General features: G+C 72.7%; 23 protein-coding genes and 1 pseudogene. 9 read left to right on the plus strand and 15 right to left on the minus strand.

Annotated elements, in window-relative coordinates; genetic code table 11:
* Window positions 1–33: 33 nt before the first annotated feature.
* Entirely contained in the window at window positions 34–1,122 is a 1,089-nt protein-coding gene (locus ACF1AL_RS04855) for a LacI family DNA-binding transcriptional regulator (protein ID WP_384209433.1), read from the plus strand.
* 45 nt (window positions 1,123–1,167) lie between these two features.
* Window positions 1,168–1,905 (plus strand): hypothetical protein, encoded by a 738-nt coding sequence (locus ACF1AL_RS04860; RefSeq protein WP_391778963.1) that lies wholly within the window; start codon window positions 1,168–1,170, stop codon window positions 1,903–1,905.
* A gap of 175 nt (window positions 1,906–2,080) precedes the next feature.
* Here ACF1AL_RS04860 and ACF1AL_RS04865 read toward each other — a convergent pair whose 3' ends face one another.
* The 5 genes from ACF1AL_RS04865 to ACF1AL_RS04885 all read right to left on the minus strand — a co-directional run bounded on the left by ACF1AL_RS04865 (window position 2,081) and on the right by ACF1AL_RS04885 (window position 6,729).
* Window positions 2,081–3,376: a DUF6986 family protein gene (locus tag ACF1AL_RS04865; protein WP_366840431.1), complete on the minus strand. Its 1,296-nt coding sequence runs from the start codon at window positions 3,374–3,376 to the stop codon at window positions 2,081–2,083.
* 171 nt (window positions 3,377–3,547) lie between these two features.
* On the minus strand, window positions 3,548–4,510 hold the full coding sequence (locus ACF1AL_RS04870) for an electron transfer flavoprotein subunit alpha/FixB family protein (RefSeq protein ID WP_391778964.1): 963 nt from the start codon (window positions 4,508–4,510) through the stop codon (window positions 3,548–3,550).
* Window positions 4,511–4,589: 79 nt separating this feature from the next.
* On the minus strand, window positions 4,590–5,378 hold the full coding sequence (locus tag ACF1AL_RS04875; protein ID WP_366840433.1) for an electron transfer flavoprotein subunit beta/FixA family protein: 789 nt from the start codon (window positions 5,376–5,378) through the stop codon (window positions 4,590–4,592).
* Between the two features lie 220 nt (window positions 5,379–5,598).
* Window positions 5,599–6,108, minus strand: a complete 510-nt coding sequence (locus ACF1AL_RS04880) for a flavin reductase family protein (protein ID WP_366840434.1) — start codon at window positions 6,106–6,108, stop codon at window positions 5,599–5,601.
* A 207-nt stretch (window positions 6,109–6,315) separates the two neighbouring features.
* Window positions 6,316–6,729 (minus strand): TlpA family protein disulfide reductase, encoded by a 414-nt coding sequence (locus ACF1AL_RS04885; RefSeq protein WP_391779181.1) that lies wholly within the window; start codon window positions 6,727–6,729, stop codon window positions 6,316–6,318.
* A 77-nt stretch (window positions 6,730–6,806) separates the two neighbouring features.
* Here ACF1AL_RS04885 and ACF1AL_RS04890 point away from each other — a divergent pair, with 77 nt between their 5' ends.
* Entirely contained in the window at window positions 6,807–7,223 is a 417-nt protein-coding gene (locus tag ACF1AL_RS04890; protein ID WP_384209448.1) for a DUF4395 domain-containing protein, read from the plus strand.
* A 208-nt stretch (window positions 7,224–7,431) separates the two neighbouring features.
* Window positions 7,432–8,160 (plus strand): lysophospholipid acyltransferase family protein, encoded by a 729-nt coding sequence (locus tag ACF1AL_RS04895; RefSeq protein ID WP_366840436.1) that lies wholly within the window; start codon window positions 7,432–7,434, stop codon window positions 8,158–8,160.
* A gap of 49 nt (window positions 8,161–8,209) precedes the next feature.
* Here the strand turns inward: ACF1AL_RS04895 and ACF1AL_RS04900 are convergent, their stop codons facing one another.
* From ACF1AL_RS04900 to ACF1AL_RS04915, 4 genes are all read right to left on the minus strand, one after another.
* A complete protein-coding gene (locus ACF1AL_RS04900) occupies window positions 8,210–8,782 on the minus strand; it encodes a transglutaminase domain-containing protein (RefSeq protein ID WP_391659142.1) in 573 nt (190 codons plus the stop codon).
* An 83-nt stretch (window positions 8,783–8,865) separates the two neighbouring features.
* Window positions 8,866–9,936 carry a low specificity L-threonine aldolase gene (locus ACF1AL_RS04905; RefSeq protein ID WP_366840438.1) on the minus strand — a complete coding sequence of 357 codons (1,071 nt, stop codon included), beginning with the start codon at window positions 9,934–9,936 and terminating at the stop codon, window positions 8,866–8,868.
* Window positions 9,933–10,688: an SDR family NAD(P)-dependent oxidoreductase gene (locus ACF1AL_RS04910; protein ID WP_391659141.1), complete on the minus strand. Its 756-nt coding sequence runs from the start codon at window positions 10,686–10,688 to the stop codon at window positions 9,933–9,935. The genes ACF1AL_RS04905 and ACF1AL_RS04910 overlap by 4 nt, the downstream gene beginning before the upstream one ends.
* 41 nt (window positions 10,689–10,729) lie before the next feature.
* Window positions 10,730–12,127, minus strand: coding sequence for a DUF6421 family protein (locus ACF1AL_RS04915; protein ID WP_366840439.1), 1,398 nt, complete (start codon window positions 12,125–12,127; stop codon window positions 10,730–10,732).
* 197 nt (window positions 12,128–12,324) lie between these two features.
* Here ACF1AL_RS04915 and ACF1AL_RS04920 point away from each other — a divergent pair, with 197 nt between their 5' ends.
* Window positions 12,325–13,008 (plus strand): glycerophosphodiester phosphodiesterase, encoded by a 684-nt coding sequence (locus ACF1AL_RS04920; RefSeq protein WP_391778965.1) that lies wholly within the window; start codon window positions 12,325–12,327, stop codon window positions 13,006–13,008.
* A gap of 32 nt (window positions 13,009–13,040) precedes the next feature.
* On the opposite strand, the gene ACF1AL_RS04925 is transcribed toward ACF1AL_RS04920, so the two are convergent.
* A complete protein-coding gene (locus tag ACF1AL_RS04925) occupies window positions 13,041–13,580 on the minus strand; it encodes a GNAT family N-acetyltransferase (RefSeq protein ID WP_366840441.1) in 540 nt (179 codons plus the stop codon).
* A 70-nt stretch (window positions 13,581–13,650) separates the two neighbouring features.
* On the opposite strand from ACF1AL_RS04925, the gene ACF1AL_RS04930 reads away from it, so the two are divergent.
* Window positions 13,651–14,043 (plus strand): VOC family protein, encoded by a 393-nt coding sequence (locus ACF1AL_RS04930; RefSeq protein WP_366840442.1) that lies wholly within the window; start codon window positions 13,651–13,653, stop codon window positions 14,041–14,043.
* A 34-nt stretch (window positions 14,044–14,077) separates the two neighbouring features.
* Here ACF1AL_RS04930 and ACF1AL_RS04935 read toward each other — a convergent pair whose 3' ends face one another.
* Window positions 14,078–14,533, minus strand: a complete 456-nt coding sequence (locus ACF1AL_RS04935; RefSeq protein WP_391778966.1) for a MarR family transcriptional regulator — start codon at window positions 14,531–14,533, stop codon at window positions 14,078–14,080.
* A 138-nt stretch (window positions 14,534–14,671) separates the two neighbouring features.
* Here ACF1AL_RS04935 and ACF1AL_RS04940 point away from each other — a divergent pair, with 138 nt between their 5' ends.
* Window positions 14,672–15,436 carry a VOC family protein gene (locus ACF1AL_RS04940; protein WP_391778967.1) on the plus strand — a complete coding sequence of 255 codons (765 nt, stop codon included), beginning with the start codon at window positions 14,672–14,674 and terminating at the stop codon, window positions 15,434–15,436.
* Between the two features lie 160 nt (window positions 15,437–15,596).
* On the plus strand, window positions 15,597–18,746 hold the full coding sequence (locus ACF1AL_RS04945) for an NPCBM/NEW2 domain-containing protein (RefSeq protein WP_391778968.1): 3,150 nt from the start codon (window positions 15,597–15,599) through the stop codon (window positions 18,744–18,746).
* A 64-nt stretch (window positions 18,747–18,810) separates the two neighbouring features.
* Here the strand turns inward: ACF1AL_RS04945 and ACF1AL_RS04950 are convergent, their stop codons facing one another.
* From ACF1AL_RS04950 to ACF1AL_RS04965, 4 genes and pseudogenes are all read right to left on the minus strand, one after another.
* Window positions 18,811–19,317, minus strand: a complete 507-nt coding sequence (locus ACF1AL_RS04950) for a GNAT family N-acetyltransferase (RefSeq protein ID WP_386915749.1) — start codon at window positions 19,315–19,317, stop codon at window positions 18,811–18,813.
* A 16-nt stretch (window positions 19,318–19,333) separates the two neighbouring features.
* A complete protein-coding gene (locus tag ACF1AL_RS04955; protein WP_391696765.1) occupies window positions 19,334–19,834 on the minus strand; it encodes a hypothetical protein in 501 nt (166 codons plus the stop codon).
* A 68-nt stretch (window positions 19,835–19,902) separates the two neighbouring features.
* Window positions 19,903–20,571: a MarR family winged helix-turn-helix transcriptional regulator gene (locus tag ACF1AL_RS04960; RefSeq protein ID WP_384211014.1), complete on the minus strand. Its 669-nt coding sequence runs from the start codon at window positions 20,569–20,571 to the stop codon at window positions 19,903–19,905.
* Window positions 20,572–20,624: 53 nt separating this feature from the next.
* A pseudogene (locus ACF1AL_RS04965) lies at window positions 20,625–22,064 on the minus strand (FUSC family protein); the annotation flags it as partial.
* 127 nt (window positions 22,065–22,191) lie between these two features.
* Here ACF1AL_RS04965 and ACF1AL_RS04970 point away from each other — a divergent pair.
* Window positions 22,192–22,743 (plus strand): DUF5134 domain-containing protein, encoded by a 552-nt coding sequence (locus ACF1AL_RS04970; RefSeq protein WP_391778969.1) that lies wholly within the window; start codon window positions 22,192–22,194, stop codon window positions 22,741–22,743.
* The last annotated feature ends 17 nt before the right edge of the window (window positions 22,744–22,760 follow it).

Genomic DNA, 22,760 nt, shown 5'->3' on the forward strand with positions numbered 1-22,760 from the left:
CGGTTCCATGGGCGCACACCTCCACCGCCCCCCGTGGACGACAGGACAGGACAGCGCACCGTGCCCGAGACCGCCCGCAGCACCGCCCGCCTCGCCGACCGCCTCCCGGGCAGCCGGTACGGCAACCGTCCCACCATGAAGGACGTCGCGGCACGCGCCGGAGTGGGCCTGAAGACCGTCTCCCGGGTGGTCAACGGGGAGCCCGGGGTCACCCCGGACACCGAGCGGCGCGTGCAGGAGGCCATCGAGGCGCTGGGCTTCCGGCGCAACGACAGCGCGCGCGTGCTGCGCAAGGGCCGCACCGCGAGCATCGGGCTGGTCCTGGAGGACCTCGCCGACCCGTTCTACGGCCCGCTGAGTCGCGCGGTGGAGGAAGTGGCCCGGGCGCACGGCGCACTGCTGATCAACGGCTCCAGCGCCGAGGACCCGGACCGCGAACAGGAACTGGCCCTCGCCCTGTGCGCCCGCCGGGTGGACGGCCTGGTGGTGATCCCGGCCGGGGACGACCACCGCTACCTGGAGCCGGAGATCCGCGCGGGCGTGGCGACCGTGTTCGTGGACCGCCCGGCGGGCCGGATCGACGCGGACTGCGTGCTCTCGGACAACCACGGCGGCGCCCGCGACGGCGTGGCGCACCTGATCGCGCACGGGCACCGCCGGATCGGCTTCATCGGTGACATGCCCCGCATCCACACGGCCGCCGAGCGGCTGCGCGGCTACCGGGCCGCGATGGAGGACGCGGGGATACCCGTCGCGGACTCCTGGATGTCGCTGGGCGCCACCGACCCCGAGCGGGTGCGCCGCGCCGCGGAGGAGATGCTGTCCGGTCCCGAACCGGTCACCGCGATCTTCACCGGCAACAACCGGGTCAGCGTCACCGTGATCCGGGTCCTGGCCACGCACGACCGCCCGGTCGCCCTGGTCGGCTTCGACGACGTCGAGCTCGCCGACCTGCTCCGGCCGGGCCTGACCGTGGTCGCCCAGGACGCGGCCGCCCTCGGCCGCACCGCCGCCGAGCGCCTCTTCCGCCAACTGGACGGCGACCTGATCGCCCCCGAACGCGTGGAACTCCCGACCCGCCTGATCGCCCGCGGCTCCGGCGAGCTGCCCCCGGCGGACTGAGCCGGCCACGCCATCCGCATTGCCGGGTGGCTAGGGTGGGCAGCGATGGTGGACCGCACCCTGGCGGCGCTCGGCCTGGCCCAGGTGCCGCACGATGACCCGCTGCTGTACCCCGGGACATGGCCGCGGGGTTCGGGCCTGCTCGACGGCGACCGACTGCTCCCCCTCGACCGCCTGGTGCACGACGACTGCACCCCCGTGCTGACCGTCGGCTGCAACGCCTGCCCCGGCCAGCTGCGCCACAAGCTGGACACCTTCGGCATCACCACACCGGTGCCGATGGTGCGCACGCAGGTCAGCGGCGTCGACATAGGCGTCTCGGCGCACGTCAGCCGAGCCGGCTACGTCTCGGCGGCGCCCTTCCGCTCCCTCACCGGCACCCGGGCCCTCTTCATCCTCTGGCTGGACGCCGAGCAACTCACCGCGATCGACACGACCGAGGGCGCGACGCTCCCCCAGGGCAACTTCGCACGCGTCTGGCTGCCCGCCCCGGCCGTCCGCGTCACCCTCCCCGACGGCCACGTACTACCCGGCGCGTACTGCTACACCAACCGCCACGGCGTCCTGCGCGACGGCACCCGGACCCCCCGCCGCCACCCCGGCCAACGCCCCCTGCTCACCGCCCTGCTGCGCCAGTCCCCTCCCTTGCGCGACCTGCTGGGCAGCACCCCGGAGGAGTTCTGCGCACGGGCACGCTCCGACGCGACCCTGCGCGCCCGGGCGGCCCGCCTGTTCACCGAAGAGGATTTGATCACCACGTCAGGCTTGGAGCAGTACGCCTAGGCAGGGCCCGCCGCAGGCACCTCAGGGGCGCGGGGAACTGCGCGACCAGCCACGACGAGCCCGCACGGGCCGCCGCAGGCACCTCAGGGGCGCGGGGAACTGCGCGAGCAACCACGACGAAACCCGCACAGGCCGCCGCAGGCACCCGCACAGCCCGCCGCAGGCACCCGGCAGGCTACTGCGCAGACGCCGTGAGATCGCCCCGCCGAGGCGCGGCAAACCCCTCCAGGTCGGCCCGCGTGAGCCCCGTCGCCCGGGCCACTTCCGCCACGTCGAGCGCACCGCAGTCCAGCCCCCGCAGCAGGTACCCGCTGAGCGCCTTCGCCGTGGCCGGCTCGTCCATGACGTCCCCGCCCACATGGCCGGCGTACCGCGCGAGCCGGGCGGCGGCCTGCTCGAAGCCCTCCCGGTAGAAGGCGAAGACCGCCGCGTACCGCGTCGGGATGTGTCCCGGGTGCATGTCCCAGCCCTGGTAGTACGCACGGGCGAGCGCCCGCCGGGTGAGCCCGTAGTGCAGTCGCCAGGCGTCGTGGACCTTCTCGGTCGAGCCGACGGGCAGCACGTTGGTGGAGCCGTCGGACACCCGCACCCCGGTGCCCGCGGCGGCGACCTGCATGATCGCCTTGGCGTGGTCGGCGGCCGGGTGGTCGCTGGCCTGGTAGGCGGCGGAGACGCCGAGGCAGGCGCTGTAGTCGAAGGTGCCGTAGTGCAGCCCGGTGGCGCGGCCCTCGGCGGCCTGGATCATGCGGGCGACGGTGGCGGTGCCGTCGGCGGCGAGGATGGCCTGGCTGGTCTCGATCTGGATCTCGAAGCCGATGCGCCCGGGCTCGAGCCCACGCGCCTTCTCGAACGCCTCCAGGAGGCGGACCATGGCGGTGACCTGCTCCGGGTAGGTGACCTTGGGCAGGGTGAGGGTGAGGCCGTCCGGCAGCCCGCCGTGCTCGAGGAGCCCGCTGAGGAAGACGTCCAGGGTCCGGATGCCCCGGTCCCGTACGGCGGCCTCCATGCACTTCATGCGGATGCCCATGTACGGCGCGGCCGTGCCGTCGGCGTACGCCGAGGCGATGAGGCGGGCGGCGCGGGCGGCGTCCGCGTCCTCGTCCGTGCCGTGGTAGCCGTCCTCGAAGTCGACGCGCAGGTCCTCGATGGGCTCGCGCTCCAGCTTGGCGCGTACGCGCGTGTAGACCGGCTCGGCGAGTTCGTCGGAGAGGCCGAGCACGGCGGCGAAGGAGGCGGCGTCGGGGGCGTGCTCGTCGAGCGCGGCGAGGGCCTGATCGCCCCAGGAGCGGAGGGTGTCGGCGGCGAAGACCTCACCGGGGACGTAGACGGTGTGCACGGGCTGGCGGGTGCCGGGGTCGCCCGGGTAGGTCCGCTCCAGTGCGGCGTCGACCGGCGCGAGGGAGGCGCTGATCTCCTCGCTGACGGTGCCCGCGAGGCTCGTCGCCACCTTCTCCTGCTGGCCCTGACCCATCCCACAGCCTCCTGTTTTCCGCTCTATGAAATCAATAATCCGTAGAGCGAAGTTATCCGTGGATCTTCCTCCTGGTCAACACCCTGTCCACAGCATGAGCCTCCGGCGGGAACACGGCGAGGCCCCCGCGACCGCACAGGTCACGGGGGCCTCGCCGAACCGCGGGGAGGATCAGCCCTTGCGGGCCTTGATCTCCTCGGTCAGCTGCGGGACGACGTCGAACAGGTCGCCCACGACGCCGTAGTCGGCCAGCTCGAAGATCGGGGCCTCGGGGTCCTTGTTGACGGCCACGATGGTCTTCGAGGTCTGCATGCCGGCGCGGTGCTGGATGGCGCCGGAGATGCCGTTGGCGATGTACAGCTGCGGCGAGACCGACTTGCCGGTCTGGCCGACCTGGTTGGTGTGCGGGTACCAGCCGGCGTCCACGGCGGCACGCGAGGCACCGACGGCCGCGCCGAGCGAGTCGGCGAGCGCCTCGATGATCGCGAAGTTCTCCGCGCCGTTCACGCCACGGCCGCCGGAGACCACGATCGCGGCCTCGGTCAGCTCCGGGCGGCCGGTCGACTCACGCGGCGTACGGCCGGTGATCTTCGTGCCGGTGGCCTTCTCGGAGAACGTCACGGACAGGGCCTCGACGCTGCCGGCGGCCGGGGCGGCCTCCACGGCGGCCGAGTTCGGCTTGACCGTGATGACCGGGGTGCCCTTGACGACCCGGGACTTGGTGGTGAAGGAGGCGGCGAACACCGACTGGGTGGCCACCGGGCCCTCGTCGCCGGCCTCCAGGTCGACGGCGTCGGTGATGATGCCGGAGCCGATGCGCAGCGCCAGACGGGCGGCGATCTCCTTGCCCTCGGCGGAGGAGGGGACCAGCACGGCGGCCGGGGAGACCACCTCGACGGCGGCCTGCAGGGCGTCCACCTTCGGTACGACCAGGTACTCGGCGTACTCGGAGGCGTCGTGGGTGAGGACCTTCACCGCGCCGTGCTCGGCGAGCGCGGCGGCGGTGTCGCCGGCGCCGTTGCCCAGCGCGACGGCGACCGGCTCGCCGATGCGGCGGGCCAGGGTCAGCAGCTCCAGGGTGGGCTTGCGGACGGCGCCGTCCACGTGGTCGACGTAGACGAGAACTTCAGCCATGGGAATGCATCTCCTGCGGGGATTGCGAAGTCTGAGGGGCGGTCAGGGAGGCGGTCCCTGCCAGGGACGGGCCGGTCCCTTAGATGAACTTCTGGCTCGCGAGGAACTCAGCGAGCTGCTTGCCGCCCTCGCCCTCGTCCTTGACGATCGTGCCCGCGGTGCGCGCCGGGCGCTCGTTGGCGGCCTCGACCTTGGTGAACGCGCCCTCCAGGCCGACCTCCTCGGCCTCGATGTCGAGGTCGGACAGGTCCCAGGACTCCACCGGCTTCTTCTTGGCCGCCATGATGCCCTTGAAGGACGGGTAACGGGCCTCGCCGGACTGGTCGGTGACCGACACGAGCGCCGGCAGGGAGGCCTCGAGCGTCTCGGAGGCGGCGTCGCCGTCACGGCGGCCCTTGACGGTGCCGTCCTCGACGGAGACCTCGGAGAGCAGGGTGACCTGCGGGACGCCCAGGCGCTCGGCGACCAGCGCGGGGACGACGCCCATGGTGCCGTCGGTGGAGGCCATGCCGGAGACGACCAGGTCGAAGCCGGCCTTCTCGATCGCCTTGGCCAGCACCAGCGAGGTGCCGATGGCGTCGGTGCCGTGCAGGTCGTCGTCCTCGACGTGGATGGCCTTGTCGGCACCCATGGACAGCGCCTTGCGCAGCGCGTCCTTGGCGTCCTCGGGGCCGATGGTCAGGACGGTGACCTCGACGTCGTCGTCGGAGTTCTCGGCGATCTGCAGCGCCTGCTCGACGGCGTACTCGTCCAGCTCGGAGAGCAGACCGTCCACGTCGTCCCGGTCGACGGTCAGGTCATCGGCGAAGTGCCGGTCGCCAGTGGCGTCGGGCACGTACTTCACAGTGACAACGATCCTCAAGCTCACGCCGGCTCTCCTACTGCCTCGTCATTTCTCGGCTGCCTACTTGAGAGGCAGCATAGGCGCCTCAAGCGGCCGATTCCGGTACGGGGCGGTCCCCGCTCCGACCGAAATATTACTCGTCAGTACACCCAGTTCCTGCCCGCTAAGCAAGCGCTTTGAACTGTGACCTTCGCAACGCAGCGTAACCGGAACTCGACCGGTTCGCAGGCGGGCCGGAGGGTGACTAATCGCGCAGAGCGGTGAAGCCGCCCTGGTGGTAAAGGAGCGGACGGCCGGGCCCGGAGGGGTCTCCGACGACGACCTCGGCGAGCACGATCCGGTGGTCGCCGGCGGGCACCCGGGCGACGACCCGGCACACCAGCCAGGCCAGGACGCCGTCCAGCACGGGGACGCCCTCGGGGCCCTCATGCCAGACGGTGGGGGCGCCGAAGCGGTCCGCGCCGCTGCGGGCGAAGGTGGCGGCCAGCTCCTGCTGGTGCTCGCCGAGGATGTGCACGCCGACGTGGCCGGCCTCGGCTATCGCGGGCCAGCTGGAGGCGCCGGTGCCGATGCCGAAGGACACCATCGGGGGTTCGGCGGAGACCGAGGTGAGGGAGGTGGCGGTGAAACCGACCGGCCCCGAGGCGCCGCGCGCGGTGATCACGGCGACCCCCGCCGCGTGGCGCCGGAAGACGGAGCGGAGAAGGTCGGGAGAGGCGAGCCGGGGGATGCGCAGATCGGGCGTGGCCGTCACGGAGTCGTCCTTCACATCGGCGGGGCGAGGGGGCACGGGGCTAGCAGTGGCCCGGACAGCGCGCGCTCGCCGTGCGGACGAGGTCGACGTGCACCCGTCCATGGAGAAGGAGTTCCGAAGGCATGGGCTCAGGCTGACGACAGGTGGCGAGTACAGTCAAGTACGTCCCGTGATGTGGGAGACAGCTCACCGTGACCGGACGCGCCGTCACACCGCCTCGCCGAGCGCAGCGATGACGTCCGCCTTGCGGGGCTGCCCGGTGGCCCGGCGCACGACGCGGCCCTCGGCGTCCAGGACCAGCACGGTCGGGGTCTTGAGGATGTCCAGGGCGCGCACCAGCTCCAGGTGGGCCTCGGCGTCGATCTCCAGGTGCCGCACGCCGGGGACCAGGCCGGCGACCTCGCCGAGGACGCGCCGGGTGGCCCGGCAGGGGGCGCAGAAGGCGCTGGAGAACTGCACGAGGGTGGCGCGCTCCCCCAGTTCCCCGCCGAGTTCCTCCGCCGTGAGCCGTTTGCCCTCGTCGCGCACCCGCACCCGTACTCTCCCGCCCCGCCGTCGCTGCACCAGGCCGTAGGCGCTCGCCACCGCGAGCACCACGACGCACACCACCAGTCCGGTCATCATCTGCACAAGCATTCACGAGACCGCAAAGATTCCCGGCTCCCGCGAACCCGCCCCGGTGCGGAATGCTGGGCTCCATGGACATCGACGTACGAGGACCGCGGTTCGGTGCGGCCGTGACGAGTGTGGTGCTGGCGGTCGTGCTGATCACCGGCAACGTCTGGCTGCTGGCCTGGCAGACCCTGGCGTTCGCGCTCGGGGCCGCCGGCGGGGTGGCGCGCTCGCCCTACGGCTGGGTGTTCCGCACGGCGGTGCGGCCGCGGCTCGGCCCGCCGACGGCGTTCGAGGCGCCCGAGCCGCCGCGGTTCGCGCAGGCGGTGGGGCTGGTCTTCGCGGCCCTCGGACTGGTGGGGTATGCGCTGGGCCCGCAGTGGCTCGGGATGGCGGCCACCGCGGCGGCGCTGGCGGCGGCCTTCCTGAACGCGGTCTTCGGGTACTGCCTGGGGTGCGAGATGTACCTGCTGGTGCGCCGTGCGGTGGTTCGCGCGGAGTAAAGGCCATGTAAAGGTGCAGGTCGATCATGGGGTCGACGTGACGAGGATCTCGCGGCGGACGGGCACCAGGACTGGCTCCCCGCCCGTTGTTTGGGGCACGATCTGCGACAAGCAGTGAACCTACGGCTGCGTAACTTGATTCCCGCCGGGAACCTCCTTCTCTGGCATTCCCTGGCAGCGGCTGAAGAAGGAAGGGTCCGTCCCGCCCATGGCAGAACTCGTCTATCGCCCCGTCATCGGTTTCGCGAAAACCCTGTTCAAGGTCTGGGACCTGAAGATCGACTGCCGAGGCTCGGAGAACATCCCGCGGACGGGCGGGGCGGTGCTGGTGAGCAATCACATCAGCTACCTCGACTTCATCTTCAACGGTCTCGCCGCGCTCCCGCAGAAGCGGCTGGTGCGGTTCATGGCCAAGGAGGCCGTGTTCCGCCACCGCGTCTCCGGGCCGCTGATGCGCGGGATGAAGCACATCCCGGTCGACCGCGCCCAGGGCGACGCGGCCTACGCGCACGCCCTGGACTCGCTGCGCTCCGGCGAGGTCATCGGCGTGTTCCCGGAGGCGACGATCTCGCAGTCGTTCACGCTGAAGAGCTTCAAGTCGGGCGCCGCCCGGCTGGCCCAGGAGGCCGGCGTGCCGCTGATCCCGATGGCGGTCTGGGGCACCCAGCGGCTGTGGACGAAGGGGCACCCGCGCAACTTCAAGCGCAGCCACACCCCCATCACCATCCGCGTGGGCGAGCCGGTCGAGGCCCCGCGCGACCAGTACGCCGGGGCGATCACCCGCCGCCTGCGCGAGCGCGTGCAGGAGCTGCTGGAGGCCGCCCAGCGCGCCTACCCGGTCCGCCCCCGGGACGCCTCCGACACCTGGTGGATGCCGGCCCATCTGGGCGGCACGGCCCCGACTCCGGAGGAGCTCCGGGCGGCCGAGGCCCACTGACCCGCGGCGCGAGCCGCCGGCCGCCCGCCGGGCGGACCGTGCGCCCGCCTCAGAGGGCGGCCGGGTAGGTCCGCCACAGGGACGGCACGTCGGCGGCCGCCCGCAGGGCCTCCACGACGGCCGGATGCGGAGCGTCGTACAGCTCCGGGTAGTCCCGTTCCCCGGCCTCCGGGTCGGGTACGAAGGCCAGTTGCTCGCCGTCCAGGCGGAACCGGGCGTCGACGCCCGGTTTGTTGCCGCGCGGGTCCTGGCGGTGCCAGGCGCCGTGGAAGCGGACCGCGACCAGGCCGTGCACCACGTCGAGCTTCTGGTAGCACAGCGCGGTCGGGATGTCCTCCGCGCGCAGCAGCGCGGCCAGCGCGTGCGCCTTGGCGCAGCAGATGCCGGTGCGCAGCGCGATGACGTCCGAGGCGCGCCACGTGATGCGCGGGTCGCCGCTGTCGAGGGCGTGCGGGATCTCGTCCCGGACGAACTCGAAGGCTGCCCGCGCATAGTCATACGAGTCCGCCGCGCCCTCGGCGAGCCGGGCGGCCGTCTGCCGCACCACCGGGTGGTGATGGTCGATGACCTCGTCCGCTGCCAAGTACGCGGACAGGTCGGGGTTCTTCTGGATCGGCTGCATGTCCGCAGAGCATAGGAATGCGATCACCCGACAGTCAATGACTTTTCAGGTGACCGCATACCTATTCATTTCTGGAGAGAGGGCTACCGCGCCATCTCCTCCTTGAGCGCGGCCAGGAACGCGTCCACGTCCTCCTCCGTCGTGTCGAAGGAGCACATCCAGCGCACCACGCCGTCGGCCTCGTCCCAGAAGTAGAACCGGAAGCGCTTCTGCAGCCGCTCGCTCACGTCGTGCGGCAGCCGGGCGAACACGCCGTTGGCCTGCACCGGGTAGAGGATCTCCACCCCGTGCACCGACCGCACGCCCTCGGCCAGGCGCTGGGCCATCTCGTTGGCGTGCCGGGCGTTGCGCAGCCACAGGTCCTTGGCGAACAGCGCCTCCAGCTGCACCGAGACGAACCGCATCTTGGAGGCCAGCTGCATCGACATCTTGCGCAGGTGCTTCATCTGGCGCACCGCGTCCGGGTTGAGGACGACGACCGCCTCGCCGAACAGCGCGCCGTTCTTCGTGCCGCCGAGCGAGAGGATGTCGACGCCCACGGCGTTCGTGAACGTCCGCAGGGGCACGTCCAGCGAGGCCGCCGCGTTGGCTATGCGCGAGCCGTCCAGGTGCACCCGCATGCCGTGGGCGTGGGCGTGCTCGCAGATCGCGCGGATCTCGTCGGGCGTGTAGAGGGTGCCCAGCTCGGTGGACTGGGTGATCGAGACGACCTGCGGCATCGCCCGGTGCTCGTCCTCGAAGCCCCAGGCCTGCCGGTCGATCAGCTCGGGGGTGAGCTTGCCGTCCGGGGTGGAGACGGTGAGCAGCTTCAGGCCGCCCATCCGCTCCGGCGCCCCGCCCTCGTCGACGTTGATGTGCGCGCTCTCCGCGCAGATCACCGCGCCCCAGCGGTCGGTGACCGCCTGGAGCGCCACGACGTTGGCGCCGGTGCCGTTGAACACCGGGAACGCCTCGGCCGTGGCGCCGAAGTGGCTGCGCACGATCCGCTGGAGGTTCTCCGTGTAGTCGTCCTCGCCGTACGCCACCTGGTGCCCGCCGTTGGCCAGGGCCAGGGCGGCGAGCACCTCGGGGTGGGCGCCGGCGTAGTTGTCACTGGCGAAACCGCGGACCTCGGGGTCGTGATGGCGACGCGCGTCGGTCTTGGGTGGGTTCACGGCTGCTCGGTCAGCCACAGACGTTGTCCGTTCACTTCCGCGGCGGGCTTGTCCCAGACGCCGACGATGGCCTCGGCGAGGTCCTTGACGTCCGTGAAGCCCGCGAACTTCGCATTGGGGCGGTCGGCGCGCATCTGGTCGTGCAGCAACGCCTTCACCACCAGGATGACAGCCGCCGAGGTGGGCCCGTCGGCGCCCTCACCGATGCCGGCCTTGCGGAAGTAGTCCGCCATGGCCAGCGTCCACGCCTCGGAGGCGGCCTTGGCGGCGGCGTAGGCGGCGTTGCCCGCGGTGGGCTTGGTGGCACCGGAGGCGCTGATCAGCACGTACCGGCCGCGGTCGCTGCGCTGCAGCGCCTCGGAGAAGGCCAGCGAGGTGTGCTGCACCGTGCGGATGAGCAGCAGCTCCAGGAAGTCCCAGTCGTCCAGGCTGGTCTTGATGAAGGTCTCGCTGCCGCGCCAGCCGCCGACCAGGTGCACCAGGCCGTCGACGCGGCCGAACTCCTTCTCGGTGCGGCTCGCCCAGTCCCGGGTGGCCTCCAGGTTCAGCAGGTCGACGGTCTCGCCGGTGACGGTCGCGCCGCCCTGGGCGTAGCGGGCCGCGTCCACGGCCTCCGACAGCCGCTCCGGGTCGTTGTCGGCGCCGACCACGGTCGCGCCGGCCTCGGCGAGCCGCAGCAGCGCCGCCCGCCCGGCGGGTCCGCCGGCGCCGGCGACCGCGATCACCGCACCGCTGAGAGCCCCGTTCCCCATCTTCTTCGCCTCCTGAGCAGTGTTCTCGGTACGCCGGTCGCTCACGCGGCGACCCGCTCGGCGCTGTCCGCCGTGATGCCCTTGGTCGAGGCAATCACGTTCTTGAGCTTCTTGGACAGCGCCTCATAGAACATGCTCAGCGGAAACTCGTCCGGAAGCACGTCATCGACGAGCTTGCGCGGCGGCTGGGTCAGGTCCAGGGCGTCGGGACCCTTGGCCCACGTGGAGCCGGGGTGCGGGGCCAGGTAGGTGGAGACCAGCTCGTAGCCGGCGAACCAGTGCACCAGCTTCGGGCGGTCGATGCCGTCGCGGTACAGCTTCTCGATCTCGGCGCACAGCTGGTTGGTGACCTGCGGGGCGCGCTCCCAGTCGATGGAGAGCTTGTTGTCGGTCCAGCGGACCACGTCGTGCTTGTGCAGGTAGGCGAAGAGCAGCTGGCCGCCGAGGCCGTCGTAGTTGCGGACGCGGTCGCCGGTGACCGGGAAGCGGAACATCCGGTCGAACAGCACGGCGTACTGCACGTCACGGGCCTGCGGGACGCCGTCCGCCTGCAGCTTGACGGCCTCCTTGAAGGCGGTCAGGTCGCAGCGCAGCTCCTCCAGGCCGTACATCCAGAACGGCTGGCGCTGCTTGATCATGAAGGGGTCGAACGGCAGGTCGCCGTGGCTGTGGGTGCGGTCGTGGACCATGTCCCACAGGACGAAGGCCTCCTCGCAGCGCTTCTGGTCGTGGACCATCGCGGCGATGTCCTCGGGCAGCTCCATGCCGAGCAGCTCGACGGCGGCCTCGGTCACCCGGCGGAAGCGGGCGGCCTCGCGGTCGCAGAAGATGCCACCCCAGGAGAACCGTTCCGGCGCCTCGCGCACGGCGATGGTCTCCGGGAAGAGCACCGCGGAGTTGGTGTCGTAGCCGGAGGTGAAGTCCTCGAAGGTGATGCCGCAGAACAGCGGGTTGTCGTAGCGGGTGCGCTCCAGCTCGGCCAGCCAGTCGGGCCACACCATGCGCAGCACGACCGCCTCGAGATTGCGGTCCGGGTTGCCGTTCTGCGTGTACATCGGGAAGACGACCAGGTGCTGCAGGCCGTCCTGGCGCTGCGCGGCGGGCTGGAAGGCCAGCAGCGCGTCCAGGAAGTCCGGCACCTCGAAGCCGCCGTCGGCCCACCGCTGCAGGTCCTTGACCAGGGCCTCGTGGTAGGCGGCGTCGTGCGGCAGCAGCGGGGAGAGCTCGCGCACGGCCTCGATCACCTCGTGGACCGCGCCCTCGGCCGCGGCGCGCTCGGGTGCGCCCTCGGCCGTGAAGTCGATCGAGCCGTCCTTGGACTGCCAGGGGCGGATGCGCTCCACGGCATCCTTGAGCCGCGGCCAGGCCGGGTGCTCGACCACCCTGCTCGCCGGAGGAACCCTCTCCTCCGAACCCGCCTGCACAAGAATTTCCGTCATGTCCCATCCTCCACGGGAGAACCTCGCGTAAGGAGACCGTATACATACGGGGTTTCTTCCAGCAAGGGGAGGCTCCGGAAATTATCCTGCGCGACCCCCATGTTCACCGAAGCTTTTCCCGTACGGTCGGGAAGGAGGGGTTTCTTCCCCGTCGACGGGGTACGGATGGCTCCGTCGCCGACGGAAGCGAGCGGACCTTGAACTTCATCACCATTGGACACCGCGGCGTCATGGGCGTCGAGCCGGAGAACACGCTGCGCTCCTTCGCCGCGGCCGAGCGGGCCGGTCTCGACACGATCGAACTCGACCTGCACCTGAGCAAGGACGGCGCGCTCGTCGTCATGCACGACGAGCGGGTGGACAGGACGACCGACGGCAGCGGGGCGATCGCCGAGCGGACGCTGGAGGAGCTGCGCACCCTGGACGCCGGGCTCGGCGAGCGGGTGCCCGTCTTCGAGGAGGTCCTGGACGCGGTGAAGACGCCGCTGCAGGCCGAGATCAAGGACGTCCGGGCCGCGCGGGTGCTGGCGGAGGTGCTGCTTGAGCGGGACCTGACGGACCGGGTCGAGGTGATCTCGTTCCACGCCGAGGCGATCACGGAGGTGGCCCGGCTGGTCCCGGGCGTACGGACGGCGCTCGTCGCCGAGCACTACGGCCCGGAGGTGGCCGAGCGCGCGGTCGCCGCCGGAGCGGCGACCGTCTGTCTGGACATCCAGCGGCTCACCCTGGAGGTCGTGGAACGGGCTCGTTCGGCCGGACTCAGGGTCTTCAGCTGGGTGGTCAACACACCGCAGCAGCTGCGGCTGGCCCGCGCGCTGGAACTGGACGGCGTGACCACCGACCAGCCGGAGATCAAACAGGCCTGCCGCTTCACGGCCTAGACACCCCTGGCCGCTCGGGGAGGCGCCGGGGCTCAGTCGAGCGGCTTGACCAGGAGTTCGAACTGCAGGTCGTCGCGCTGCGGGATGCCGAAGCGCTCGTCGCCGTACGGGAAGGGAGTCATCTGGCCCGTGCGGCGGTAGCCGCGGCGCTCGTACCAGGCGATCAGGTCGTCGCGTACGGAGATCACGGTCATGTGCATCTCCTGGGCGCCCCAGATGTCGCGGGCCTGCCGCTCCGCCTCGGCGATGACGGCCTTGCCCAGGCCCCCGCCCTGCGCGGTCGGCCGGACGGCGAACATGCCGAAGTAGGCGTAGGTGCCGCGGTGCTCGAGCTGGCAGCAGGCGACGATTTCGCCGTCCCGCTCGACCGTCAGCAGCCGGCTGTCGGGCGACTTGATGACCTCCAGCACGCCCTCGGGGTCGGTGCGCTGCCCCTCCAGGATGTCCGCCTCGGTGGTCCACCCCGCCCGGCTGGCGTCCCCGCGGTAGGCCGACTCGACCAGCGCGACCAGCGCGTCGACATCGGCGTCGGTGGCTTCACGGAACGTCAGGGCGCTGGCGGCGGACTCCATGGCGCGTTTCTCCCTGTCCTCGGGGCGGTTGACCGGATCGAGGGTAACCCTGCCACTAGGCTGCGGTTGTATGGTGCACGTTCTCAGCAGCCGGACACTCCTGCGCCCCACCGACCCCGAACGCTCCCGCGCCTTCTACGGCGAGCAGCTGGGCCTCGCCGTCTACCGCGAGTTCGGCACGGGCCCGGAGCGCGGCACCGTCTACTTCCTCGGCGGCGGCTTCCTGGAGCTGTCGGGCCGCTCCGACGCCCCGCCCTCCCCCGCGATCCGCCTGTGGCTCCAGGTCGCCGACGCCGACGCGGCGCACGAGGAGCTGCGGGACAAGGGCGTGCCGATCGTCCGGCCGCCGGTGCGGGAGCCGTGGGGTCTCGTCGAGATGTGGGTCGAGGACCCCGACGGCGTCCCGATCGTCCTGGTCGAGGTGCCGGCCGACCATCCCCTGCGCTACCGGCCCGGGATCTGAGGAGCCGCCCGGACGCGGCGGCGGGCGCCGCAGCTCAGTCGGGCAGGTCGCCATCGCCGCCAAGGTTGGCGACGATGCGGCGCAGGACGTCGATGGTGGTGACGAAGTCCGCCTCGGCGACGCCCTCGCGCGTCCGCCGGTGCACGGCGAGGTTGCGCTCGCGCGCCCGCAGCCGTCCCGCCTCCCCCGCCTCGGTCAGCCGCATGCCGCCGTCCTCGGTGAGCCAGCCTCGGGCCACGAGGTCGTCGTAGACCGCCTCGAAGTCGATGCCGAGGTCGTCGTAGCGGGACAGCCGCGCGGTCAGCTCCGGACGGGTCCACCTCCCGGGCTCGCCGGCGACGTGGTTGAGCGTCCACCAGTGCGGCTGGGTGAGGTCCTCGACGGCCAGCCGGTCGCGCAGGGCGCCGACGACCCTGCGGTACGCCTCCCCGGTCCACGCCCCGATCGGCTGGCGGGCGAGCTGCTCGGCCGGGTACTCCTTCAGCGCCATGGCGCCTCCCTCCCCGTGTGTCCACCAGGTCACCGGCCACCGTAGAACCTCGAGCGCGGTTGAGATCAAGCGAGCGGTGGCCGCCCTTGCGGGGCCCGGTTAGCGTGCTGGAGGGGGCCGCGGCGAGGAAGGAACGCCATGAAGCTCGACCGACCGGTGACCGGCGGGCCCTGCTGGACGGAGCTCGGCACCACCGACATCGAGGCGGCCAAGCGCTTCTACGCGACCGTGTTCGGCTGGCGGCCCGAGACGGACCCGCGCCAGGAGGCCGGCGGTTACACCGTCGCGCACCTCGGCGACGCCGCCGTGGCCGCGCTGTCCCCGCTGTACCAGGAGGCGCAGCCGGTGGCGTGGAACGTGTCGTTCGCGGTGGAGGACGCCGACGCGGCGGCGCAGCAGGTGAGGGCGGCGGGCGGGACCGTGCTGCTCGGGCCGATGGACGTGTTCGACGTCGGCGTCCTGACCGTCGCCGCCGATCCGACGGGCGCGGTCTTCCAGTTGTGGCAGGCGCGCGCGTTCCCCGGCGCCGGGCTCTTCAACGCTCCCGGCTCGCTGGGCTGGGTGGAGCTGATGACCCGGGAGCCGCGGCAGGCGGAGGCGTTCTACACCGCCGTGTTCGGCTGGACGGTCCACTCCTCGGAGCGGTACACGCAATGGGGCATCGCCGGTGACGACTTCGGCGGCATGACGACGATGGACGAGAAGTTCCCGCCCGAGGTGCCGCCGCACTGGCTGCCGTACTTCGCGGTCGCCGACGTCGACACCACGGCCGCCGACGCGGCCGGCGCCGGCGGCGACGTGCTGATGCCGCCCACGTCCGTGCCCGACGGCCCCCGGCTCGCGGTGCTGCGCGACCCGCAGGGGGCGATGTTCGGCGTGTACCTCACGCGCGACGCGCACTGACTCCGGCTCCCGGTCCCTTCCCCACCGCACGCCCCCTGTTCAAGGGGGCGTGCGGTGCGCTATACCTGCTGCGCTTGATTGATTCTGCTCGATGCGGCCCGCTATCAAGCAGGTTCCATCATTTCCGATGCCGGGTCGCGCAGGATGCGAAGGGACCGACATGACCGATCCATCCAGCAGATCCGCCCCGTCCAGCAGAGCCGTTCCGTCCAGCAGAGCCGTTCCCTCCGGGACGTCGGGAGCGCGCCGGCCGTGGCGCGGGGGCGCCGGACTCGCCGTCGCGGCCCTGTGCGCGGCGCTCGCCGTCACCGGCGCGCCCGCCCTGCCCGCGACGGCCGCACCGGCCGCCGGGGCCACCGCGTCCACGGTCCTCGGGGACGTCACCGGCTTCTCGGCCTCGGGGGCCGTCTACACGTTCACCGCCGGGGCGGCGAAGGCGCGGGTCAGCTTCGTCACCGGCGACACCTTCCGGATCGAGGTCGCCCCCGACGGCACGTTCACCGACCCGGTCGGGTCCGACATCGTGCTGCCGCAGGGGGCCGCCCCGGCCACCCGCTGGGCCGACCGCGGGGACCGCTACGAACTGTCCACGGACCAGGTGACGTTGCGCGTCACCAAGGCCCCGCTGCGGTTCGCCCTCTACCGTGCCGACGGCACCCGGGTGTGGGAGGAGACCCGTGGCATCAGCTGGGACGGCACCTCCACCACGCAGACGCTCGCGCGCGGCGCCGACGAGCAGTTCTACGGCGCGGGCGAGCAGAACGGCAGCGGCAACACCTCGCACCGCGGCAAGACGCTCAAGGTCGGCGTCGACTACAACTGGAACGAGGGCGGGCACCCCAACTCCGTGCCGTTCTACCTGTCCTCGGCGGGCTACGGCGTCTACCGCAACACGTACGCGCCCGGCACCTACGCCTTCACCGACCCGGTGACCACCACCGAGCAGGAGAAGCGGTTCGACGCCTACTACGTGGCCGGGACGAGCGCCAAGGACGTCATCGGCAAGTACACGAAGCTCACCGGCCGTCCGATGCTCCCACCGATCTACGGCCTGGAGATCGGCGACTCCGACTGCTACCTGCACAACGCCAACCGCGGGGAACGGCACACCCTGGACGCGCTGAAGGTCGCCGACGACTACGTGAAGAACGACATGCCGCTCGGCTGGATGCTCGTCAACGACGGCTACGGCTGCGGCTACGAGAACCTCGCGCAGACCGCCCAGGGACTGAACGACCGCAAGGCGCAGATGGGCCTGTGGACCGAGGACGGCCTGGACAAGCTCGCCGAGCAGGTGAAGGCCGGGCAGCGGGTCGCCAAACTGGACGTGGCCTGGGTCGGCGACGGCTACAAGTTCGCGCTGGACGGCTGCAAGGCGGCCTACCGCGGGATCGAGGACAACAGCGACGCCCGCGGCTTCACCTGGGCCCCGGAGAGCTGGGCCGGCGCGCAGCGCTGCGGGGTGCAGTGGAGCGGGGACCAGTCCGGCAGCTGGGACTACATCCGCTGGCAGATCCCGACGTACGCGGGCGCGACGATGTCGGGGCTCGCGTACACCACGGGTGACGTGGACGGCATCTTCGGCGGCAGCGCCAAGACGTACACGCGTGACCTGCAGTGGAAGACGTTCCTGCCGGCCGTGATGACCATGGACGGCTGGGCGTCGTCGGACAAGCAGCCCTTCCGCTACGGGGAGCCGTACACCGGCATCAACCGCACATACCTGAAGCTGAAGGAGTCGCTGCTGCCGTACATGTACACCTACGCGGCGCAGGCGAACCGGACCGGTGTCGGGGCGGTGCGCCCGCTGGCGCTGGAGTACCCCGACGATCCGGTGGCCGCCTCGGACGCGGCGAAGTACGAGTTCCTGAGCGGGGAGGACTTCCTGGTCGCACCCGTGTACCGGGACGAGAGCGTGCGGGACGGGATCTACCTGCCGAAGGGCACGTGGATCGACTACTGGTCGGGCCGGGTGTACCAGGGCCCGACGACGGTGAACGGGTATCAGGCGCCGCTGGACACCCTGCCGTTGTTCGTGAAGGCCGGCGCCGCGGTGCCGATGTGGCCCGGGATCCGGTCGTACCGGGACCGCACGGCCGGCTCGCCGCTGGCCTGGGACGTGTATCCGCAGGGGCGGTCCTCGTTCACGCTGTACGAGGACGACGGCGTGACCCGGCAGCACCGCCAGGGCCGCTACGCCGAGCAGCGGGTGTCCGTGAGCGCGCCGGCCGGCGGCGCGGGCGCCGTGCGCATCGACGTCGGCGCGAGCACGGGGTCGTTCACGGGCAAGCAGAGCGCGCGGCCGTACGCCTTCACCGTGCACACCGGGTCCGCGCCGGCGCAGGTGCGGCTGGACGGGCGGGCGCTGCCCCGGCAGACGTCGAAGGCCGCGTTCGACGCCGCCGCCGAGGGATGGTGGTACGACGCCGGTGACCGGGGCGGGGTGGTGCAGGTGAAGACCCGCGCGATCAGCACGTCGCGGGCGTTCCGGATCGACCTGGACGCGGCCAGTGCCGTGGGCGGCCGGGTGCCGGGGACCGTCGGCACGGTCGCCCTGGCGACCGGCGGCGGTGAGCTGAGCGCCGGTTCACCGGCGACGGTGGCCGTGGACTTCACCGCGGGGCGGGCGGGGGCCGAGGGCACCGTCGTGTCCCTGGCGGCCCCCGACGGCTGGACCGTCTCACCGGCCCGCGAGGTCGGCGCCCTCGACACGGGCGAGCGGGCCCGCGCGGAGTTCACGGTGACGCCGCCGAAGGACGCGGCGGTCGGTGAGGCCGTGCTCACCGCGACCGCGCGGTACCGGGCGGCGGGCGAGGCACGGGTGACGGCGCAGCGCGCGGCCGTGCGGACCATGCCCCAGGCGCCGTCCGGGGACGCCTGGGCGAGCGATCTGCCGTGGCTGAACGCGACCAACGGCTGGGGACCGGCCGAACGGGACCGCAGCAACGGGGAGTCGGGGGCCTCGGACGGGCACGTGCTCACGCTGAACGGCACGACGTACGCCAAGGGGATCGGCGCGCACGCCGACTCGGACATCGAGTTCTGGGCGGGCGGGGCGTGCACCTCGCTGACGGCCACGGTCGGGATCGACGACGAGATCAACGGATACGGCGGAGTGTCGTTCTCGGTGACGGCGGACGGGCGGACGCTGTGGTCCTCCCCGACGGTGTCCGGGAAGTCCGACCCGCTGGCGGTGGACGTGCCGCTGAACGGCGCCCGTCATGTGCACCTGGTGGTCAAGGACACGGACGGCACCAAGTCCGGTGACCACGGGGACTGGGCCGAAGCACGGTTCCACTGCGCGAGCTGAGCGGCACCGCCGACCACCCGAGGGCCCGGAGCCGTCCCGCTCCGGGCCCTCCTCGTGCGGTCGTTCACACACCGAAGGGGGCCGCGTAGCGGACCGTCCCCGGGGGTGGGGTGTCGGCCGGGGTCAGGGACAGGGCCATCACCGCCTCGTCGGGGGCGTCGAACGGGAGGCGGATGCCGTGAGCCGACGCGCGGGTGAAGCCGAAGCGGGGGTAGTACGCCGGGTGGCCGAGGACCACCACGAAGCGCTCGCCCTGGGCCCGGGCGGCGTCCAGGGCGGCCCGTACGGCCGCCGTCCCCGCCCCGGTGCGCTGCCGCTCCGGGACGACCGCGCAGGGCCCCAGGGCGAGCGCGGGCGTGTCGTCGATGTGGCAGCGGGTGAGCAGCGCGTGGGCGACGGCGGTCCCCGAGTCGTCCGTGGCGAGGAGGGAGAGGCCCGGCAGCCACGCCTCGGGGTCGGCGCGCAGGGCGTCGACGAGGCCGGCCTCGGCCGGGGTCGGGAACGCGGCCCGGTTGATCGCGCGGATCGCGGGGATGTCGGCGGCGGCTTCCGGCCGCGTCGTCCAGTTCATGACGGGACTCTACGGCTCACCGCTCCCGCCGGCGTGCGATCAGCGCGGCGCCGGCGGCGACCAGGGCCAGCCAGACGGCCGCGACGGTCGGCGGGCCGCCCCGCAGGTCGCCGCAGACGACGGCGGGGATCGCGCAGACCATCGCGTACCAGGTCAGCAGGCCGCCCTGGGAGAGGGAGCGGGGCAGCTCGCCGCGTGCGGTGCGGATCAGGACGACGGCGGCGCACAGGCCGTGGACGCCGACGGCGAGCACGGCCAGCGACAGGCCCGTCGGCACGCCGGGTGCGAGGCGGGTGCGGTACAGGGCGGTCAGCGCGGTGGCGGTGAGGGCGGCACCGGCCACCCCCGCGCACGTGCCCCACACCCGGCGCCACAGGGCACCGCGTGACAAGCCCGGCGCCCCGGATGCTGTGCGGAGGCAGTGGCGGTCGGCCTGTTCGCGGGCGCTCCGGTCGGTACGCACCCGGGTGGTGCGCAGCCGGATGCCGCGGCGGCGCAGGGCGGTCGGTGTGGTCATGGCTCCCCCGGTGTCGACGCGTCGGCCGTCACTGGCAAGAGGCGGCACCGGGGTGCCTGATACAGGGCTCAGGCCCGCAGCGAGCCCAGACGGCCTTCCAGGCGGCCCAGCAACTCGCCCAGGAGCGAGGCCAGTTCACCCTGCTGCGGGCCGTCGAGGGCGGACAGGACGGCCGTCTCGTAGGCCAGTTGCTCCGGCAGGATGCCGTCGACCAGGTCGCGGCCGGCGTCGGTGAGGCCGACGTGGGAGACGCGGCGGTCGCGGGTGTCGCTGCGGCGCTCGACCAGGCCGCGCTCGGTGAGCTGCTTGAGCCGCTTGGTGACGGCGGCGCCGGAGGAGAAGGTCTCCCGGGCCAGCTCGCCCGGGGTCAGCTCGTGGCCGGTGCGGCGCAGCGCGCCGAGCAGGTCGAACTCGGCGCGGCTCAGCCCGGCCCGGCGCAGCGGCGCGTCCTCGGCCTGCTGCAGCAGGGCGGCGCAGCGGTTGACGCGGCCGATGATCTCCATCGGGGCGGTGTCGAGGTCGGGGTGGACCGCCCGCCACTGCCGGACGACGGCGGCGACGGTGTCACCGGCCGCGCCCCTTCCCGTGCTCGCCGTCATGGCCGTACGTCCTCCGCTCTCGTGCTGTCGTCCCGGTCCAGGAGGAGTCCCTGGCGCCGTACCGTCGCCGCGAGCGTACGGTGTCCCGCCTGCTCGGCGAGCACCACCCGGTCCTGGGGCAGGGCGCGCTGCCACCACTCGCCGGCCGCGGCCTCGGCGGTGGCGCGCAGGTCGACCAGAGCGGCGGTCAGGGCGCGGCGGGCCGCTTCCAGGGCGGCGGGGCCGGCGTGCGGCTCGGCGAGGAGCCGGGCGGTGCGTTCGCGGGCCTGCTCGGCGGTGGTGAGGGCCTGTTCCAGGCGGTCGCCGGAGCGGCGGTTGGTGACGGCCACGGCGGCGACGAATCCGACCAGGGCCCCGACCAGGGTGTCGGCCGTCCGCTCGGTGATCAGTTCGGCGGAGTCCTGGAAGCGGGCGAACTCGGTGATCAGCAGGGCCATCGGGGTCACGCAGATGGTGCCGAGCCAGTAGTTGCGGCCGATCAGCGCCTCCGCGCCGAAGTTGAAGGCCAGGCAGAGCAGGACGAGGGCTGCCTGGTGGAGGTGGGCGAGCGGGACGACCGCCACGAAGACCAGGACGCCGACGAGGTTGCCGACCACGCGCTGCACGGCCCGGCTCCAGGTGAGCGTGAGGTTGGCCTGGTAGAGGGAGGCGGCGGTGACCAGCGCCCAGTACGGGCGGCCCACGCCGAGGGCGAGGGAGGCGTATCCGGCCAGGGCGCAGCCGAGGAAGGTGCGCAGGGCGATCGGGGCGAGCGCGGCCAGGTGGTGTCCGGGGCGCGTGTTCCCCTCGGCCTGCACGCCGAGGAGCTCGTCCGCCTCGCCGGGCAGGTCGTCGACGCGGGGCACCGGTCCGTTGCCGCGCAGGGCGCGGGCCCAGGTGCGCAGCCGTTCGGGGTCGGTGTCGGCGGGGGCCGCCAGGGCGACCTCGGCGCGCACGAGGAGGCGCTCCAGGCCGCGCCGGGTGCGGTCGGAGCGCACGCCGGCGGTGAGCAGGGTCTGCCAGGCGGCCTGCACGGCGGCGGCCGCGGCGCCACGGGTGCGCGCGTCGCCGGTGGCGGCGTGGGCGGCGGCCGCGGTCAGCGCCTGGGCGGTGGCCCGGCGCTCCGGGCCGTGCGGCCGGACCAGGCCCGGTGCCATGCCGATCAGCCAGGCCCAGGCGCCCGCGGCCAGCGCCAGCGCCAGGTGACCGGGGACCTGGCCGAGCGTCTGCGGCACGAACAGGGACGCGGAGCTGATGAAGGTGAGGACGACGTTGCCGGGCGGTCCGACCCGGGTGGCGTCGCAGACCGCCTTCTGGGTGGCGGCCAGCAGGGCGCCGACGGTGACCAGGACGGCCGCGTTCGCGGTCAGCGAGGCCGCGACCAGGGAGAGGGCGAGACCGCCGGTCATGCCGAGGACCACCCAGGCCAGCGTCCGGGCGCGGGCGGCGTAGGGGCGGTTGTGGGCGTACAGGGCGCACAGGGATCCGGCCATCGTGTACATCGCCAGGTCGAGGCGGCCGAGCGCCAGCAGGATCAGGTTCGGCGGTGCCACCGAGAAGACGACGCTCAGGGCGGGCTTGAACCAGATCGGGGACGGCCGGCCGAGCCGCAGGGCTCCGGCGAGCGGGAGGGGACGGATGCGCATACCCATAGCTTAACAGGTGTTTTACTCGTGAAGGATTCCTGTGCGCGCCCCTTGTACACCCTTGCGCTCGCGTGCGCATCGCGGCGTGGGGGCATCGCTCCCCCTGGACCGTCCGTCGAGCGGGGAGGTGCGCGTGCACGGACCGGCTTCGTCCGGCTGGCTCCTGGTCGCGCTGTGCGCGGCGACCGGCGCCTGGTGCCTGGTGCGGATGCGCGGCGGGGCCCGGGAGCAGCGCCGGATCGCGGGCAGTGAGGCGCTGATGGGCTTCGGCATGGCCGCGATGGCTGTGCCGGCGGCGGTGTTCACACCGCCCGCGTGGGCGTGGGCGGCCTACGCGGCGGTGTTCGGGCCGGCGGCCCTGCGCGCCCTGTGGGCGGCACGGCGTGGCTCCGCCCATCACCTGCACCATCTGGTGGGGGCCACGGCCATGGTCTACATGGCCGTGGTGATGGCGGACGCCCCGGCGCACCACCACGCGCACCCGGGCGGCGGGGTGCCGCTGGTGACGGGGGCGCTCCTGCTGTACTTCGTCGGCTACGTGCTGCTGTCTGGCGCCCGGCTGGTGCCGGTCCCGGCGGTGCCGGGCGCCCCGCCGGCGGTCGCCTGGGGCGAGCGGCCGGAGCTCACGCGGGCCTGCCGGCTGTCGATGGGCATCGCGATGGTGGCGATGCTGCTTACGCTCTGACGCGCAGCCGGCGCCGA

Origin of the sequence: Streptomyces sp. NPDC014801, from assembly GCF_043082085.1 — a bacterium.
In the GTDB taxonomy this organism is placed as follows: domain Bacteria; phylum Actinomycetota; class Actinomycetes; order Streptomycetales; family Streptomycetaceae; genus Streptomyces.